Origin of the sequence: Clostridioides sp. ZZV14-6009, assembly GCF_020658095.1 — a bacterium.
Classification (GTDB): Bacteria; Bacillota; Clostridia; order Peptostreptococcales; family Peptostreptococcaceae; genus Clostridioides.
In genome coordinates this window covers 669876-690655 of sequence record NZ_JAGWDG010000001.1, presented here as the reverse complement: position 1 = coordinate 690655, position 20780 = coordinate 669876, and the positions used below count along the sequence as shown (strand labels likewise).

Genomic DNA, 20780 nt, shown 5'->3' with positions numbered 1-20780 from the left:
TACTGTTTAACTTTTGGTGGTGTTAATATAAAAAGTTTAAAAGATTGATTTAAATACATCTCATGTTACTGTTTAACATACCTTCTGCAATATAATCTTCTAATTCTAAAATTATTTAAATACATCTCATGTTACTGTTTAACCTTTCTTATATAATGAACCATTTCCAAGTTGTTTCATTTAAATACATCTCATGTTACTGTTTAACCTGCTTCGATTCCTTCAAATCTAGTAAACTTTAACAATTTAAATACATCTCATGTTACTGTTTAACTCCTATAGACAATATAAAAGAATTTATTCCATCAGAATTTAAATACATCTCATGTTACTGTTTAACAAACTATATGCAAATTTATACTTAGAATTTAACTGATTTAAATACATCTCATGTTACTGTTTAACAGGAGCAAATCAAGTTTATAAACAATTTAAGGATGGATTTAAATACATCTCATGTTACTGTTTAACCTTACTTGGTTCTTGCCTTACATCAAAATTTATAATATTTAAATACATCTCATGTTACTGTTTAACATGTCAAATTATATATAATCCTCGTTCAACTCTTTCATTTAAATACATCTCATGTTACTGTTTAACACTGAAACAATTAATTGTCTTTTCAAATTAATTGTATTTAAATACATCTCATGTTACTGTTTAACCCTCTTATAAATAGTAAAAACTATGACCTAATAATATTTAAATACATCTCATGTTACTGTTTAACACTTTTGGACTTTTAGAAAAATTGTGTTTACTCCAGTATTTAAATACATCTCATGTTACTGTTTAACCATCTAAGATATGATATAATAAAAACAAGGAAATAAATTTAAATACATCTCATGTTACTGTTTAACGAGGATAATATAAAAGCTACTGTTTTGGTAGGCTTATTTAAATACATCTCATGTTACTGTTTAACTTTAAAATATAACTTAAAAGACTATAGTAATTTAAATTTAAATACATCTCATGTTACTGTTTAACTTATCATGTTGTTTTGACTGTTCCAAATTGTTCTGGATTTAAATACATCTCATGTTACTGTTTAACTGAATTTTTGGACAATCTTATTTTAAATTCTTTGAAATTTAAATACATCTCATGTTACTGTTTAACCTTAGAAAACAAGTTAGATGCACTTTTAAAATTGAAATTTAAATACATCTCATGTTACTGTTTAACCATAATTTAGAATATCAAGAAAGTGATTATGTTTTATTTAAATACATCTCATGTTACTGTTTAACTTGATAAGTTAGTAGATAAACAGATTAGAAATTTATTATTTAAATACATCTCATGTTACTGTTTAACACTTTATCCCCTCCTTTTTTATATTTGATAATATAATTTAAATACATCTCATGTTACTGTTTAACAGAAATAGAAATTTTAAAAAAACAAGATAACTATAGATTTAAATACATCTCATGTTACTGTTTAACCAAAAAAGCACCTCCTTTACAAACTTTTTATATTTAATTTAAATACATCTCATGTTACTGTTTAACTAAACAAGTCTAACGACATCATATATATCATCTTTAGATTTAAATACATCTCATGTTACTGTTTAACTTATTCATTTAATACTGAGGGAGATATGGAACTGGCGTATTTAAATACATCTCATGTTACTGTTTAACATAAAAAGTAATATCTAAAATAGTTTTATAACCTATTTAAATACATCTCATGTTACTGTTTAACAAGTTAATGATAAACCACTTTAAAAAATTTAACAACATTTAAATACATCTCATGTTACTGTTTAACGAATTTTATACAGCATATACTCCATATCAAGCAGAAATTTAAATACATCTCATGTTACTGTTTAACAAGTCATTCTGATCTAAAGTAAGTTATTATTTAAAAATTTAAATACATCTCATGTTACTGTTTAACAATTAAGAAACAAATTCAAAACTAGAGAAATAAGAGTATTTAAATACATCTCATGTTACTGTTTAACTCTTTATCCCAAGAAACGCCCCTAACTTTAGTTTTATTTAAATACATCTCATGTTACTGTTTAACTATCTCTATTTAAAGAAGCAACATAACCAGCACTTTATTTAAATACATCTCATGTTACTGTTTAACAGAGAATCAAGTTGAACGGAATCGAGGGTTAAACTTATTTAAATACATCTCATGTTACTGTTTAACTTAGCCAAATTACCACCCCCAAAGAAGTCAAAGCATATTTAAATACATCTCATGTTACTGTTTAACAGAGTTTGATTTTCGGGAGCATTAGAAGAAAAATCAATTTAAATACATCTCATGTTACTGTTTAACATATCAATAACTTGTTTAAAATGAATACTAGACTCAATTTAAATACATCTCATGTTACTGTTTAACGAGATAATAAAGACTATATCTTTATACATGTACATAAATTTAAATACATCTCATGTTACTGTTTAACGGAGGAGAATAATTCTTCAAATCAATAGTAGAACCTATTTAAATACATCTCATGTTACTGTTTAACTCGAAAACAATATTATCTTTAACAGAATTAATTAAAATTTAAATACATCTCATGTTACTGTTTAACTTTTATTTATTCAAATATCATAGCAGTATCATAAAGTATTTAAATACATCTCATGTTACTGTTTAACACTTCACTCATATTTTTATCAACTGTATCAAACATTATTTAAATACATCTCATGTTACTGTTTAACAGGAATCAATTTTACCCTATTTGGAACTATTGCTTCATTTAAATACATCTCATGTTACTGTTTAACGCATTGCAGCAGAATCTTTTCCTCCACTAAAACTTGATTTAAATACATCTCATGTTACTGTTTAACAGGTTTGGGTGTACAAATGTATTAAAACCAATAGAATTTAAATACATCTCATGTTACTGTTTAACTTATATCTCATCCTTTCTATCATCAATTAATATATATTTAAATACATCTCATGTTACTGTTTAACAAACTAAATTAGGCTTAAAGGCTAAAGAATCTACAGATTTAAATACATCTCATGTTACTGTTTAACACTTTATGACTACCCGACCTTTGAAACCTTAACATTATTTAAATACATCTCATGTTACTGTTTAACAAAATAGAAAAATTGATGGAAAATGCTAGTAATATTATTTAAATACATCTCATGTTACTGTTTAACCACTGTAAAAGCAATATCTCTTAAAAGTATATTGCTTTTAAACACATTGAAAAGACTGATATATAGATTTTTTATCCCAGCTAATCATAAAAAATCTATAAAAGTTGTAAAATATTTAAATTTCAATACTTATAAACTACTCTTCATTAATTAACTTGGGATAAATTTTAATTACACTATACTATATATCCTATTTATAATCTAAACCTACTATATATACTCATGTTCTACATTTTCATTAAATTTGCTTCTATCAAATTTACCATCTGTAAAATACTGTTCACCATCATCAATATAAAAAATATCTCCTATATAATCATTAAATGAATTATCAAATTTACGAAGTTTATACGTAAAATAATCTAATTTTTCCATAATGTCAGACATCTTTACTCTTTTTTCAGAATACTCAATATCATTATTTTTCAATAGAGAAACATAATCTTCCCAAACATCACTTCCTACAACTATATTTCCAGATTCATCTTCTACTTGAGTGTTCAAAAAAATTGTATAATCTCTTAATTTATCTATCAATGTCATCCTTTCATTTACTGATTTAAAATCTAATTTACCTACAATATCATTTGTAAAAACATCTATATTTTCGTCATTATGTTTATTTTTATTTTCTTCTATTCTAGCTATTATTTTGTCATAGTACTTTTCAAAATCTTTTTCTAAAATAATTTCTCTATTGCTCTCCTCATTCAGGGTTAAATTTTTCTCTTTTCTAATATCTTTCCTATATATCTCTTTTGCATCATCTAAATTAAAAAAATAAACTTTTGAATCTAATTTTTTACAAGACCTATTTATCCTTCCCAAAAATTGTTCGTCTGAATCAATTATAGATATATCTTTAAATCCCAAATCCATATCTATATCCACTCCAGCTTCTACAACTTGTGTAGCAACTAAGATTACAGATCCTATATCTTTAATTTTATTTATTATTTTTTTTCTCTCTAGTTTATTATCATCTCCTGTTATCAAATAAATGCTTTCTGACTTATCCTTCAGCTTTTCTTTAATATTCTTATAAAATTTTAATGCTGATGATTTCTTTATAAACTCTATTAGTATCTTATTATATCTTTCTGATTCCTCTACAACCTTTTTTACTATTTCTTCAATAGAATTAACTTCTGAATTTAACATTTCAAAACTTATATTTACTCTATCTTTAAAAAGTGGATTCTTAAAATACTTATCTCTGTACCTTACTAAATAAGCAAAATTATCATCATTACATCCTAATTTATTTAATCTAGGTAAAGTTGCAGACATTATAATAATTTTTATATTTAATATTTCAGCATACTTTTCTAAGAATAAAATAATCTCTTTCCATATCTCATTTTTATAACTTTGTATCTCATCTAATATAACTACACTATTTATCATATGTATCAATGGGAAACTTTCTTCTCTTGAAACTCCAAATAAATAATTAAAAAAACCTATGTTAGTAGTAAGTACTATAGGATAGTGTAAAAACTGTTTATTTAGCAAGGATTTTTCATAGTCAATTTTTTGTTTTGTGCTATACTCTTTAACATCTTTATTATCTTCTTCTTCATCATATGTCTGTATCGGAGTTATAGAATTTATAACCACAACATCCTTTTCTATATCTTTAACAGAATTAAACAAATCATTTATAAATATACTTTTAGTTTGTTCTATTAATGTATTAAATGGAAATATATAAAATATTTTAATTAATGATTGATTTAATTCTATAAATTTTAATGCTAAATTTATAGATGTAACAGTTTTTCCACTTCCAGTAGGTGCTTCTAAGTAAAATATATTTTTACTTAGATTATATGTCATTGTTTCTTCAGCTTCTATACTCATCTCTGTTCTCAATTTATTTATATCATTATCTTCATATGGACATTTTTCATCGTTATTTAGATATTCTCTGTACCTATTCATATTTTCATATATTTTAGATTTTTTAAATACATCATAATATTTATTATGATTATCAATAGTCCCAAAATCATCTATAGATTTTCCACTATTATATTCTGATGTGGCATAAAAGTCACAAGATGTAATAATTGCAAACATTAATTTTGAATATATATATAAGTCTATATCTAAACCATCTTTTATAAAACTATCATCCAAATACTTATATGTATCACTAATTATTTTTTTAATAGTTTTTGAAGTTGATTTAATCTCTAAATTATAATTATGTATAAATAAATCTTTAAAATTATCTTCAATATTTATAAATTCATTCTCAAAAGAAGATAAAAATTCCCTAAATGATTTCAAGACTCCATGGTGCTTTGATATTACATATGTATTTATCATTAAAAACAACTTCAATAGCTTTTTCTCTTCAACATCAGCTTTCTTTAACTTTTCAAAATAATAATCAAAATACAATATAGACGAAATAAAAGAATGTTTAGTATATCTTGTTGAAATACTTTTAAAATTTTTGTTGTTCATTTTTACAGATTGAAATGAAACATTAATTTTACCTAAATCATGCATGTAAACCATATTTAACATAAGTTCTCTATAAAAATCCTTACTTAAATAAGAGTTATTTTTAAAGAATTTATCTTCTATTCTTTTTAAACAAGATTCTAAATCTCTTTTGATACATAATTTCATAAAGTATGAGTATACCAAATCTGAATGTTCTTTCAAAGTTTCTGGAGATTTGTCCTTATTTATATGTGCATAAATATTTTGATAATTATTTACATTGCTATTTATATCAAATAATTCAACTTTTTCAAAATACATATATTCCTCCTAGATTCATAAATTTAAATAAACATTAAATTCATATCCCTTACTTCATATACATCTTTTTTACTAAGCAATTTAACTGGTATATTAGTAAATATTATGGTTTCTAAAATATATTGATTAGTTATTCTATCTAACTTACAAGGAAGCTTCTCTTGATACTTAAAAGGTTCTTCATAATCATCGTCATCATCAAAATCATATTTTTCAAATTCAAAATCTTCCCTTGTAAAAAAACTATCTATTCTATCAACACTTTCTGATTTATAAACATCAATAATTAGTTCAATTCCACTTATATTTGCTATATGGTCGTTTTTTCCTAAATAAGGTATGTAAACAAATTTATTAGATAAAAATCTATTTTTCAGATCTCTACAAATATCTGTATCTTCTAATTGTATATATATATCCCAACTAGGATTTTCAAGCCATTGCTCTTTTACTATTAGATTTCCCCCTTTTTCTTCTGAAGCATATCCTACAGAATTATTAAATCTCTGAATCTTTTTATCTATATATCCAAATTCATTTTTGGGAACTATCGATATTTTTATATTCTCAAGTTCAGAGTAGAATTCAGGATATTCATCATCTTTAGTCTGTTGATTATATCCCTTAAGTCCCAAGCAAGATCCCAAAATTCCCATAAGTGCGACTTTATGTATATTTCCATAAGTAAAACAGACTATACTATTTACATCTGGCTTTTTAAAAAATGCAGTTCTCCCACTTAAGTTAAACTTTAAGACTTCCATCTTATACCTCTTTTCTTGTAAATATGTTTATAAACTTTACTTTATCTAATTTTGATGCTATTTTCTCTTTTGAAGGTTTTATTTCTGTTTTATATGGATTGTAATATATTTCTATACTATTAATTTCTTCTCCTAAGTCAATCATTAAGTCAATCATATTTAAAGAAATCAAATCATTTTCACTTTCTTTCTTTTTAAATGCTATATATTGAGTTAAATCTGGTAAATATACTTCTTCATTTGTTTCAATAAATATTGCAAATTCATTTTCACATCCGATTTTTGAATTTGTATTAAATGCAGTCGCACTCACTAAAGCAACTTCTTTAAATTTTTTATAATCATTTTCAGTATACCCCTCAGTCACACCCATACTAACAAAAGCTTCATAGGCCTTTGGATTTATTGAAAAAGGATAAAAATAATGAGCTTCATCACTAACTATTTTTTTACCTAAAGTAGTTGAATTAGCATCTTCCTTTTCTTCTTCATTTGTCGATTTTTTCTTATCTTTGGCTTTCGGGTCTCTAAATGGAGAAAGTATTTGTTGCTCTTCAACATTGCTATCTTCATACTTATTAAATCCTTGACCAATTTGTACTGCTCCTGTAATTCCTATATTATTTCCTACTTCTGCAAATGTAGCTCCAAAGTTTTTGACATCAATAGCTTTAAATAAATTTTCTAACACATTTTGTTGATTTTTTTCTACCTTTAAATCTTCTATATCAAACAATTCTTCATATCTCTCTTTTAGCGACTTTGGTCTGACTTTGATTTCTCCTTTCTTAGATTCATCTATTTTTAATGACTTTATATATAATACTTTTTCACCTTCATTTTCCCACATTTTCTTCATGGGAAATTTAAGAGCTTTGTCACTTCCAAAAATTTCTCCTGTTGATATAGTTTTTGGATATCCAGAAAAATCAGCATTCCAATTTGACATTACAGATTTTATTCCTAACACCCCATATACTCTTTTATTCATCTTCTTTCTCCTCTCCTTTTGTATATATTAAATTAGAATATAGGTAACCACCTATTAATAAATCCCCATTAATTTTTTTATCTTCTACTTCATATCCTACAATCATAGCATATAAATTATCAACTCTCTTACTACCATAATCTATGGCATAATTATATTTTTTAAACAACTTCCTTATCTCTAGCATAAGCTTTTCCTTATTTCGTGCATTTAATATAGGATTAATTAGAGAATGATTCTTATTTTTTGATGATTTATTTTTAGATATAAGATATGAAGCTAATTGTCCAATTGCAAAATAGTATTCTTCATCACTTTGTATACATTGTGTTTGTTTAGAATTTATTTTTTCAAATAAAGATTCACTAATACATTTTATTTTATCTGCCATTTTATATCCTCCATAAAAATAATTTATTATAGCTATTCTTAAGTTATACTGTTCCTTGGCTCTTACATAGTTATTGTTTTTTATAGAATTTTTAATTATATCCATAGAATATTTTGAAAAAGTTTGTCTTACTATATTATCCCTACCTTTATAAAACCATGTATATAACCCGTCTCTATTTCTAACAAATATATCTCTTAGAATTAAATCATTTAAGTTTATTTCTTTAACTTCTCTGAAATAACTATTACACATAAATTTATTAAAATATATAGTATCAATAGTTTTTTCTAATTTTTTAAGATTATTAATATATCCTACTTCTAAACTTGGATTTAAACCATACTTGTCATATTCTATTGGTATTACAAACTTTACATTTATTTTTTTTATTTTAGTATTTAAATTTACCACAGTATCAAAATCATGTATCTCTAATTCTTTCTCTTTTTTTATTCTCAGTATATAGCCACTAAATTCGTTTGGTATATCAGTTTTCCTATGAATTCCTTTTTCACTACTTATATATACTACCTCTTCTCCATTAGCAGCTTTATTCATTAAATAATCAAAAAAAGCCTTTTGTAAGAAAACTTCGTCTTCACTAACCAGATAAGGTGTTGAATTCTTTCTTGTTTTTAATTTTAAAAACGGCTTTTTTTCACTTAATTGCATATTGTCGTTTGGTAACCCATAAGTCTTACCATCAATAATTATATTGAAGTAGTTTTTATTGTATATATTTGGATGTAAATATTTTTGATTTTCTCTATTGTATAAATCTATTTTTTCATCAAAAAATATTTTCAAATAATTTTTATCTTTTTTATTATTTTCAACTAGAGTAAATATATTATCTTTTATCCATGTTCTTATTTTATTTAATTTTTTTTCATCTACTTTACCATATTCCTTTTCCATTAAATCATAAATCTCTTTTTTTCTTTTATCAGATTTATATTTGATTCTTGGATTTAATAAAGCATCATAATAATTATCAATAATGTCTTCTGTAAGTTTTACATTATTATTCTTATTAGGTTTTAAGTTTTCCTTTTTTACAAAAAATGAAAGATAATTATTACTATGTATTAGTTTTTTTGAATCAATTGGTTTATCTATAGACACCAGTTTTGATAGATAATCTAACTCACAAAATTTACTATATATTTGTGTAGTATTGTCTACATCATTTTTTGAGATTTCTAATTTTTCTATTTTTGAAAAATCTTTTACCAATATATACGTTCCATAAGATAAAACATAGCTATCAGTTATCAAGCTATTACCTGTAGATTTATATTCTTTTTCAAAAATCTCTAAACAATCCTTTAACAAATCTTCACCTCCTATAACCATCTATAGTTTACAAAACCAAATCCACGAGAATTAATTTCTCCAACCCCAACTCCAAGTGCAAAGTTTGCAATTTCTTGAGCCATATCATTTTCTGATACTTTAAAACTTATTTTATCTCCAAGTAAGGATATATTTTTGTATTTCATGGAAATAGGTTTTTTGTTTATAAACTTAATCATATTAAATAATTCAAAGTTTTCATCTATTTTACTGTTGGTAAATTCATTGTATTTTTTTATTAAATTTTCCCTAATCCTATTTTCTAAATCTTCTACTGTTTTACTACTCCTCCAATATCCATCCTCAAATTTAGCTATTATTGGAGTAATCGAATAAATACTTTCAATATGTTTTTTAGGTAAAACTTTTTTACTCATTGTAATAACCTTTATTTTATTAGAGTATTGATTTTTTAAATTGTTCATAAAATATATTCCCAATTCACTATCAACTGTTCTAATAATAAAAGTATATATACAATCCTTCTTATAAACCTTATCTTTTTCTAAAGGATACAGTAAATTAAAAGAATAATTTTTAAATTTATTCTCATTGTGAAATTCCTTATATTTTTCTTCCATAACTAATGTATTATCTATTAATTTACGTATTTCTTTGGCTGTATTATCTAAAGCAATATTTTCAAAAAGATATACTTTTACAGATAATTCTATACATTTAATCAATTGACAACGCTCCTAACTTTATGATAATCCATATTAATGGATTAAATATATTAAAATTTTTATATCTATCTAATAACAATAAATCATAAAATACAACTTCTATTTATAAAATTCTTTATTTTTTAACCTTTTCCTTTAATTTTTTTTATTCTTTATTCGACAAACAAAAATGTATACTTTTAATATATAGTATTACAAGCACTTCAATAATTTAAATATAAGTTTAAATTATTGAAGTGCTTGTAATACTCCTTATAAATTATTAAATTAATAAAATTCAAAACAGCTAGATAATTAAATACTATAAATAAAATTTATTTCAAAAGTATTTAATCATCTAGCTGTTTAATATGTTTTAAATACATACTCTATAACTTATCAATTTCATCCAGTAACTCATCAACCAATTTGTCACCATTAATCATTCTTACAATTTCGCCTTTTTTAAATAAAAGACCTTCACCCTTACCACCAGCAATACCTATATCAGCTTCTCTAGCCTCACCAGGTCCGTTTACAGCACAACCCATAATTGCAACAGTAATATCTTTTTCCATACTACCAATCTTATCTTCAACTTCATTTACAACACTAATTAAATCTATATTACATCTACCACATGTAGGACATGATATAACTTTAATCTTATCATTTAAAAGACCCAAACTTCTTAAAATCTGTTTACCAACAACAACCTCTTCAACAGGGTCACCTGTCAAAGATATTCTGACAGTATCTCCAATTCCTTTAAGAAGAAGTGCTCCCACACCTATAGAAGACTTTATTGTTCCTTTATGAATACTTCCAGATTCAGTAATTCCAACATGAAGAGGGTAATCAACTTTTTTTGATATTAATTCATATGCATCAACAGTTTTATAAATATCAGATGATTTTAGAGAAATAACTATATTATAAAAACCTAAATCTTCAAGAATCTTAATATGCCCCATTGCACTTTCAACTAATGCTTCAGCAGTTGCAGAGCCATATTTTTTTAAAATTTCTTTTTCTAGAGAGCCCCCATTGACACCAATTCTAATTTTCAAATTTTTTTCCTTGCATTTCTCAACAACCATTCTAACTCTTTCTATGTTCCCGATATTACCAGGATTTATTCTAACACCATCTACACCTTGTTCTATAGCTTCAAGTGCTAACTTATAATCAAAATGTATATCAGCAATAACAGGTATATTTACACTAGATTTTATCTTTCTTATATTTTTAGCTGCTTCCATATCAGGAACAGCAACTCTAACTATATCACAACCAGCTTCTTCTAATCTTTTTATTTGAGCTATTGTACCCTCTGCATCTCTTGTATCAGTGTTTGTCATAGATTGTATGCTTATAGGATTTTCGCCTCCTATTTTTACACTCCCAACACTAACTTCTCTTGTCTTTCTTCTCTCGTAACTCATATTTCACCTCTATATATTATTTTATATTAAAATCATTCAATATCTAAAAAAATACTACAAACTACATATATATTATAAATTAAAAAGCTATATAGTTAAACAGCTAAGAATAAATTTAATCTTTTAAAACTAATTTATTCTCACTTAAAACTACATAGCCTTTTTAAACTTTATAATTATTGAAATAACCTTAATATATCTTTATATGTTATAAAAAGCATAAATAACATTAAGGCCCCAAATCCAACTACATTTATCATACCTTCTTTATTTGGGTCAAGTTTTTTACCGCCTCTAACAGCTTCTAATAATAACATAAGTATTCTCCAACCATCAAGAGCTGGTATTGGTAATAAGTTTACTATACCTAAATTTAAACTTATTACAGCTGCCAAATATACTACATTTATAATACCTGTTTGAGCTGCATCTGATACCATACCAATAACGCCTACTGGTCCTGCAACAGCATTACCAATTCCTCCTGGTACACGTCCTGTAACCATTTGACCTAAGAATGTTAACATCTGTTTTGTCATATCCACAGTAGTTTTACATGCATTCACTATTGAGCCAAAGAAATCTTTTTCTCTTTGTGGCTGAATTCCTATTTCATACTTTCCATTGTTATCCTTAGGAGTTACATTTACAACTTTATCGCTTCCATCCCTAGTTATACTAAGCTTCAATTCTCCACCAGAAGAAGTATTTATCATATTTGCAACTTCATCCCAAGTCTTAACAGAATTACCATTTATTTTATTTATCTTATCTCCTTCTTGAAGTCCTACTGTTTGGGCAGGAGTATTGGGCATTATTTTCCCAAGTGTAGTAGTTGGAGAACCTATATACAAAAACACTGGTACTAAAAGTACTGCTGCCAATATTATATTAAATATTGGTCCTGCCACAATAGTACTAAATCTTTGTAATATAGATTTATTTCCAAAAGAATTTGGACTTATTTGTTCTTCGTCTTCACCCTCCATACTTACATATCCACCAATTGGAAGAGCTCTTATGGAATACTCTGTATCTTTTTTTACACTATATATCTTAGGTCCCATACCTATAGAAAACTCATTTACCTTAATCCCACTTCTTTTTGCAAATATAAAATGTCCTAATTCATGTATTAATACAATTATACTAAATAGTATTAATGCAGCTATTATAGTCATAAATTCACCTTCCTATTTTTTTATCAGATTTTCAACATAAGCTCTACTCCATCTATCTGTTTCCAAAATTTGTTCTAACGTTGGTTTACTTATGCTTTTATGAACCTCTAAAGTTTTCTCTATGTAATATGGTATGTCATAGAAACCAATTTTATCCTCTAAAAATTCACTTACTAAAACTTCATTTGCAGAATTTAAAACAGAAGAATAAGTTCCACCCATCTTTAGACATTCATAAGCTAATTTTAAACATGGAAAAGTCTCTAAGTCTGGTTCTTCAAAAGTTAAAGTATTAAATTTTGCAAAATTCATTCTTTCAAAACTACTTTCCATCCTATCTGGATATGTAAGGGCATACTGTATAGGCAACCTCATATCTGGACATCCTAATTGTGCAATTATAGAGCTATCTGTATACTGTACCATTGAGTGAATTATACTTTGTGGATGAACCACTACATCTATATTTTCTTGTTTTACTCCAAATAGCCATCTAGCTTCTATTACTTCTAGTCCTTTATTCATAAGCGTTGAAGAATCAATGCTTATTTTTCTACCCATACTCCAGTTTGGATGCTTTAAAGCTTCATTTTTAGTTATATTTAAAAGTTCTTCTTTTTTCTTTCCTCTGAACGGTCCACCAGAAGCTGTAAGTATTATTTTTTCTATATTTTTATTATTCTCTCCATTTAAACACTGAAATATAGCACTATGTTCACTATCAACAGGAAGAATATTTACATTATATTTTTTTGCCTCTGCCATTACAAGCTCGCCAGCAGTTACTAATGTCTCTTTATTCGCTAATGCTATGTCAATTCCCTTTTTTATGGCGCAAAGTGTTGGAACTAATCCTATCATTCCCACAACAGCAGTTAAAAGTACATCAATTTCATCTAACGATGATATTATTTTTAATCCTTCCATCCCTGTTAAAACTTCTATCTCTATATTTTGTGGCAATATTTCCTTTAATTTTAATGCTTTACTTTCCTCAAAAACTGTTACATATTTAGGTCTAAATTCTACAATTTGTTCAAGTAGTAATTCAATACTACTATTAGCTGATATTGCAACTACTTCAAACTTGTCTCTATTTTCTCTAACTACATCTAAAGTTTGCTTACCTATAGAGCCTGTAGAACCTAAAATTGATATTTTTTTCATATGATAATCCTTTCTAATAATAAATATACCCTACCAAGACATTATAACACTACTAAAACAATTATTTTTACTATTCACAAAAACTTCATATAATTACTGGAAAAATATATTTAGTTTACATTATAGCATTACTCTTTAATTTTAATTTATTCACATATAGTTACTTTTATTTTTAATCCAGTAAAGCTCTATCTATTAAATTAAACCTTAGCTATTCTTTATGTGTTTTTACAATATTATTAAAATATTTTAGCATCATTAAACATCCTTTTTTATTTCTACAACATCTTCTATTTTACAGTCTAGTGCTAAACATATCTTTTCCATTGTATCCATAGAAACAGACTTATCATTTCCTAATCTACCTAAAACAGAAATACTTATACCTGATATATTTACAAATTCCATCTTTTTTATTTTTCTATCAATTAGCAATTTCCACAATGGAGTGTATGAAATCATTTTATCACCTCTTCTAAAATCTATTTTATCATATTTTATCTATTTTGAAAAATTTTCATCTTTTTCGATAAATAATCCCTTATTCAAAATCAGCTAAGACCATGCTCTCTCAATATTGATAAATAAATTCATTTTCATATAACAATAAATAGCACCTATCAAAAATCAGGTGCTATTTAATATTTAAATTTATTAATCAATTTGATAATCTTCCATAACATATTCAGAGACATTCTTTGATGCTTTACAATAGTATGTACAGCTTCCACAATGTATACATCTTTCAGGATGATACGAAGATAATAGAACATCATAATTATTATCTATCATTTGTACAATTTTTGATATATTGACTTTTGCAGGACATTTTCTTGTACACACACCACATTTTTTACATTTATTTTTATTGCTTATGTTTGATGGTTTAGAATATGCAGCAAAATTTCCAAAATACGAAAAATCATCTTTTTCTGTTGCTTCAAAACAGGACATTACTCCATTACCTTTATATAATAATTTATCTTCATTTTCTTTAAATGTATTTTTTAAAATATTTGAGATATTATCTGTTGGATATATGTATGCTACTCTAGCACTTCCATTGGATAAGTCAGCTATAGTAATAAAACGTCCTGTATCATAACATTTATTTATAATTTTACATATTTGATATACACTTTGAAGATTTAATACTAAAATACCATTATTTACTGGAAATTCATTTTTCTCTAAACTTATACCAAGTACCTGTTGTATAAGGAAATGCTCTTCTCCCATAGGATATCGTGATGAAACTATTTTAAGAGAAAAACTACCATCCGTTTCTAATCTTTTATTTTTAGATACCATAATTACATCTTGCAAACCAAGTGCTTCTTTTAAATAATAAATAGAATGAACTATCTCTGAATATCTATTTTCCAATATCCATTCATCATGGACAAGCCCAGGGTCACATTCAACAGCATTAATCAATAATATCTTCTTGTCTAATTCTAATGAACAAAACTTTTTGATTTTTTCTGATATAAAAAAACTATTTCCACTCATACCAGTAATCTTTACTTTCTCAAGTTCTGCAATCAATTCATCTCTTGTAATATTTGTTGTAAAATCTGACATTCTTAATTCTTTTCCAATTAACTCAGGTGAAGATAGAGCAACCACCTTACCTAGATAATTTTTTACGATTTTCCTATTACCCTTTCCATATTTTTGTTTTTCTTTCTTTTGAATTGTCTTTAATTTATAATTATTTTTAACTATTTTCTTATTTATAAGAGATTGACTGTGCATACTATTCTCCCTCCTTAAAATTTTCTAAGTAAAAATATTCAACATGCATCCTAAATAATTCCATTAATTTTTCTACATCATACTTTGCTGTGTGGTATAGAAAAAATGGAGCATATAATTCCATTGCAAGCACTTCTGGATTTTTTGAAATCATTATCCCATCTTCTATTAATTTTTCAAAAGTTAGTTTCTGAGAAGTTATTGGAAACTCAATAAAAAAATCATTAAAAATTTGAGCCATTTTCTCGTTTTTGAATTGCTCAATAAGAAGAACTCTACGAAACATCACCATCCACTCATCGTTAATTTGAAAATCAAACATTGAAATACACACTTGAACAAAGCTTTCCATGTTAACACATATAGAATTTTGTGCATAATCACACTGTTTTAAAAAATGTGCCTTAGATTTTTCTACAATATCATCAAATATAGCTTGCTTACTTGGGTAATGTTTATACAAGGCACTATTACTTACACCAACAGCATCCGCTATACTTCTTATAGACACTGCATCAAAGCCCTTTACTGAAAATAATTTCATAGATTCATTTAATATTTTTTCCTTTGTATTCATAATTTAACTCCTCTTCGCAAAATAAGGTGAGCGATTGCTCACTTTTATTATAGTAACCAATCGCTCACCTTGTCAATAGTTTTTTATTTTATACTGTTTTAAGTTTTCAAAAATATGTCTTAAAATAATCTGTATCTACTTAAAAAGCTTTACAGAAAATTATACTTATTATTTATTAGCTTTAAGTAATGATAGAAGTAATTTCTTCTGATTATAAATTTACATAATCATTAGCCCAAGTTAATATAACATTCCAAAAAATAAAAAACATCAATGTTACTATTTTATATAAATATGCTAAAATAAAACGAAGTAATGGATTAAAAAACTATACTATTAATAGAGGGTAATTAAATGAAGCAGAGTGAAAAAAGAGAAAATGAATTTATAAAAAATAGATGGACTTTAGCTGTCATAGAAAAAGAAAAAAAGGTTACTCGTATCATTCGTTACTTACTAACAACACTTGCTATCATTGCTCTATTTACTCCTGTAAAAATCAAATTTTCCATCTATATATTTATATTATTGTTCAATTGGATGATGTATTTATGGCTATATCCTAAAATGCTAATAGAAATGCCTAAAACAAAAGAACTCAGAAAGTATCATATACCATTTCCTCTAACTACATGTATATTATCTATGTTAGTTCTACTTTTATCAACAAACACCTTAAATACACCAAATAATGAAAGATTTAGTTTTGCTGGAATTTACATGATAGTATTGATAAAGAAATAAATCCTTCTCGCTCTGGGAACGATTACTATCTTAAAATAAATGTAAAGAATAAAATAAAAAAAATGAAAGTTTCTAATAATATGTATGATTCGACAAATAAAAACAACTCAATTCAACTTTGTAAAAGAAAAAGTATCTTTGGTTATGAATACTGGACATTGTACAAATAACATAATTACATTATTAATAAAATCAAATTGAAATCAACTTAGTTATTATATAAACATTTTATTCTTACGATTATTAATATAAATAAAACCACTAAGAAAAAGCATTAGCTCCCTTACTAATGCTTTTATCTATTGCTAATTTTGATTACAAATTTTTTAATTCTTCTAGCATGCTATGTACTTATTATACTTTTACAATATTTATATTATTTTTCAGTCACATATTTATTAAAAAATTCTTTTTCTTCTATACGATGTGACATTTCAATAATGCACTTAATAATACTGTAGACTTTTTCACGATTAAAGGTTTCTTTAAGTAAGCTTTTATTAATGCTTTAAGCTTTTCTAAAATTGAATTAACTGGTTCTGATATTTCATTAAAAGCATTTTCAGTTACCTCAATTATAATGTATCTATAATAACTAATCACTTATTAAAGGTGATTAGAATACTTTGTAGTTATATGTGTTTGTCTTAAATAGTTCCATCATTTGTATACTAAAATAAACCCAATTCTTGAGAATATTGATTATACTTTTAGATAGAAAACATACAATATGTATTTTTACCTTCTTCTTTTGCTCTATACAAAGCACCATCTGCACGATGATATAACTCATAAAACTGTTTACCATCTTCTGGATATATAGAAATACCTATACTTACACTTATTTCAAAACTTAACTCATCATATGTAAACGTAGTATCTAATCTTTTTAATATATCATGACCTTTTTTTTGTAGGCTTTCTTTTTCTCCATTATACTCCATAAATGCTATAAATTCATCGCCTCCAACACGGCCAACAATATCTGTTGTCCTAAAGTTACTTTTCAAACATTTCGCTAACTCAATTAAGATTTTATCTCCAAATACATGCCCCATAGTATCATTAACATCCTTAAAATTATCTACATCAATCATAAATAAAGCATAATTCTTATTTTCATCACATGATAGCAACATGTGTCTTATCTTTTCCTCAGTAGTACTTTTATTTAGTAACCCTGTCATTAAATCATTTTGAGATTGCTCAATTAACTTATTGTACTCTCTCTTTTCTTCATCAATATTTCTTATTTTCCCTAGTATTGATATAGTAGTATCCCCAATCTTATCAGGTTCATTGAACACTATAGAACACCATAGATGTATATCACCTTTAGAACGTATACGTATCTCTATTTCTTCTGGTTTGTTACCAACATGTGCTTCTTCTAAAGCATCAAGTAAAATCTTATGATCTTCTTCATAAATATTTGATAACTGTTCATCAATTGTTCCTCTTGGTTCTATCCCAAATATACTATAATAATTATCAGAAAATGTTATTGTATCATACTTAAAACTATATTCAAATAAAACATCACCCCACTGTTTTAAAGCCCTCTGATAACGATTGACCAGTCTATTAGATTTTTTATCACTTTTTTCACAAGTTGCATCTGTTACATCTACAATACTTGAATAAAAGTACTTCTTTCCATCTTTATCACTTTTACATAACCTAGAAATGGTTTCTAAATAAATTAAACGATTATCTTTACATCTAATACGATAGTGAAGTGTAACTATATCTTCAGAATTAACTTGACTTATCATATCGCCAAGTACAATTTTTCTATCTTCTTCAATAATTAAATTGATATACTTTCCATCAAACTTACTTTTAATTTCTTTTTCTGTATAACCTATCAAGGATACAAAGCTAGGAGAAATATAATCTAAAGTAAAATTTTCATCAAAACGAATACATTTTACACAAGCAGGAATATTATCCAAAACTCTTCTGTATTTCCAATATGATTCTTCCATCTCTAAAGACCTTTTCTTAAGCCTATCATTTTCTATTATGACTACAATTAAACTTTTAGAACCCTGCTTACCTTTTACTACATTGCCTGTTCCAAGTATCCATATAGGAGTTCCATCAGATTTTAATACCCTAAATTCAATTGTAACTATATCACTAATTCCAAGTTGCCTTCTAATTTCATAATTCACATATTCTATATCCTCTGGGTGGACAAATCCTAATGCTTGATTTTTAAATTTTTCTTCCATCTCTTTGACAGTATAACCTAACATCCTTCTATAGCCTTCATTACATGTAAGAAAAGTAAATTCAGGGTCCATTCCTACTTGAAATATGCCTGAATAGGCATTATCAACCAATTCCTTTATATTCATTGGATGTGTTGGAGTAAATACAGAATATACCATACTTTTTTCTTTTTCTATAGAGATGTCTTTTGATATAATATCTTCTTGATAATTAAGAGACTCAAAATTTTTTTTAAAGTAATACTCATAAAATTCACTTGCATTTATAGGCTCATTATAATAAAATCCCTGCAATATTTCTGGTCTCATCTGTTCAATTATTTTTAAAGTTTCTTTATTTTCAATTCCTTCAACATAAACTGACATATTCATACTATGACATAAATTAATAATTTGAGATACAATTTTTTGGTCTATTACATCATATGTAATACGATTTAAAAGAGTATGATTAATTTTCAAAGAATCAGCACTTAACTCACGAAAAATTTCTAAAGATGAATGTTTTGCTCCAAAACTGTCAAATGTAATCCTAATACCTTGACTGCGAAGAAAGTCAAAAGAATTCCTTATTTCTTCTATTTTTTTTATGTTATCATTTTCTGTTAATTCCAATGTAATTAGAGATGGAGATATACCCTCTTCCTTTATAGTATCTAAAATAAAAAACTTGAAGCTAGGTTCTTCAAGCTGCTGATATGACACATTTATATTCATCTTGAAATTTGGCATATACTTTATCCATATTTTTAATTGTTTTAAAGCTGTTTTAATCACCCATTGGCTAACTTTATCCATAAGACCAGAAGACTCTAAAAAAGGTATAAATTCAGTTGGTCCAAGTTTCATTTCAAAATTAGGATTTTTCCAGCGAAGTAATACTTCGCATCCATACAGTTTCTTGCTATTAGTAAAAATAAGTGGTTGATAATTTAAATAAAATCCTTTAAAATTATTTAAGACACTTTCTCTTAGATACTCTATCAACTGTATAGAATACTGCGAAAAAGTTAGCTCATCTTTTGAATAGACAATTAATGTTCTTTTGCCTTGCTTTTTTGCTCTTTCAAATGTAACACGTGCATTTTGATACAATGTATCACAATCTATACCATCTTTTGGATAAAAGCAAATACTTCCTGATATCGTGAATGAAATAGCATGTCCATTAATCTGTTTTATACATTGTGCTATATCTTGAAATCTATTAAAGAGTTTTGTTAATTCATAACAATCTCCATTTGGATACAAAATTCCAAAACCATTTCCATCTAATCTATATAAACTTATGTTTTCAGGTAAAAAAGGTAAAATAGATTTAGAAAATTTTTTCAAAACCCTATCTCCAAATGAATAAGAATATAAGTTATTAATCTGTTCGAAATCATCAATTCCAATAAACATAATACCATATGGCTTTTTCTGAGTTTCTAAACTTGAAAGCATCATTCTAAAATTGTAATTTCCCTTTAAATTTGTTAATTTGTCTATAATATTATTAGTTAACATGTCTATTAATCCATCCTCCTTAAATTACTTTAACTTTTTG

At 25.8% G+C, this 20780-nt stretch carries 13 protein-coding genes and 1 CRISPR repeat array (1 of these 14 only partly in view); of the genes, 1 reads left to right on the top strand and 12 read right to left on the bottom strand.

Annotation, left to right across the window (positions count from 1 at the left end; translation table 11 throughout):
* Positions 1–3174: a CRISPR direct-repeat array (repeat unit 30 nt; unit sequence ATTTAAATACATCTCATGTTACTGTTTAAC); it reaches 1794 nt to the left of the window's first position.
* 210 nt (positions 3175–3384) lie between these two features.
* From cas3 to KGF36_RS02895, 11 genes are all read right to left on the bottom strand, one after another.
* A complete protein-coding gene (gene cas3, locus KGF36_RS02945; protein ID WP_227854554.1) occupies positions 3385–5952 on the bottom strand; it encodes a CRISPR-associated helicase Cas3' in 2568 nt (855 codons plus the stop codon).
* Positions 5953–5975: 23 nt separating this feature from the next.
* A complete protein-coding gene (cas5b, locus tag KGF36_RS02940; protein ID WP_227830412.1) occupies positions 5976–6716 on the bottom strand; it encodes a type I-B CRISPR-associated protein Cas5b in 741 nt (246 codons plus the stop codon).
* Position 6717: 1 nt separating this feature from the next.
* The gene (locus KGF36_RS02935) at positions 6718–7707 is read right to left on the bottom strand and encodes a type I CRISPR-associated protein Cas7 (RefSeq protein ID WP_227830413.1); all 990 of its coding nucleotides are present in this window, start codon (positions 7705–7707) and stop codon (positions 6718–6720) included.
* Complete coding sequence (locus KGF36_RS02930; protein WP_227830414.1) at positions 7700–9436, bottom strand: CRISPR-associated protein Cse4; 1737 nt, start codon at positions 9434–9436, stop codon at positions 7700–7702. Before KGF36_RS02930 ends, KGF36_RS02935 begins: the two co-directional genes overlap by 8 nt.
* Positions 9437–9447: 11 nt before the next feature.
* Positions 9448–10143 (bottom strand): CRISPR-associated endoribonuclease Cas6, encoded by a 696-nt coding sequence (gene cas6, locus KGF36_RS02925; RefSeq protein ID WP_227830415.1) that lies wholly within the window; start codon positions 10141–10143, stop codon positions 9448–9450.
* 368 nt (positions 10144–10511) lie between these two features.
* Positions 10512–11567 (bottom strand): flavodoxin-dependent (E)-4-hydroxy-3-methylbut-2-enyl-diphosphate synthase, encoded by a 1056-nt coding sequence (gene ispG / locus KGF36_RS02920; protein WP_227830416.1) that lies wholly within the window; start codon positions 11565–11567, stop codon positions 10512–10514.
* Positions 11568–11743: 176 nt separating this feature from the next.
* The gene (gene rseP, locus KGF36_RS02915; RefSeq protein ID WP_227830417.1) at positions 11744–12748 is read right to left on the bottom strand and encodes an RIP metalloprotease RseP; all 1005 of its coding nucleotides are present in this window, start codon (positions 12746–12748) and stop codon (positions 11744–11746) included.
* A 12-nt stretch (positions 12749–12760) separates the two neighbouring features.
* A complete protein-coding gene (locus KGF36_RS02910; protein ID WP_227830418.1) occupies positions 12761–13915 on the bottom strand; it encodes a 1-deoxy-D-xylulose-5-phosphate reductoisomerase in 1155 nt (384 codons plus the stop codon).
* A gap of 258 nt (positions 13916–14173) precedes the next feature.
* A complete protein-coding gene (locus KGF36_RS02905) occupies positions 14174–14377 on the bottom strand; it encodes a helix-turn-helix domain-containing protein (RefSeq protein ID WP_227830419.1) in 204 nt (67 codons plus the stop codon).
* 192 nt (positions 14378–14569) lie between these two features.
* Complete coding sequence (locus tag KGF36_RS02900; protein WP_227830420.1) at positions 14570–15673, bottom strand: 4Fe-4S dicluster domain-containing protein; 1104 nt, start codon at positions 15671–15673, stop codon at positions 14570–14572.
* A gap of 1 nt (position 15674) precedes the next feature.
* Entirely contained in the window at positions 15675–16250 is a 576-nt protein-coding gene (locus KGF36_RS02895) for a TetR/AcrR family transcriptional regulator (RefSeq protein WP_227830421.1), read from the bottom strand.
* Positions 16251–16604: 354 nt separating this feature from the next.
* On the opposite strand from KGF36_RS02895, the gene KGF36_RS02890 reads away from it, so the two are divergent.
* On the top strand, positions 16605–16994 hold the full coding sequence (locus KGF36_RS02890) for a hypothetical protein (protein WP_227830422.1): 390 nt from the start codon (positions 16605–16607) through the stop codon (positions 16992–16994).
* A 710-nt stretch (positions 16995–17704) separates the two neighbouring features.
* On the opposite strand, the gene KGF36_RS02885 is transcribed toward KGF36_RS02890, so the two are convergent.
* Positions 17705–20740: a diguanylate cyclase domain-containing protein gene (locus KGF36_RS02885; protein ID WP_227830424.1), complete on the bottom strand. Its 3036-nt coding sequence runs from the start codon at positions 20738–20740 to the stop codon at positions 17705–17707.
* Positions 20741–20780: the final 40 nt, after the last annotated feature.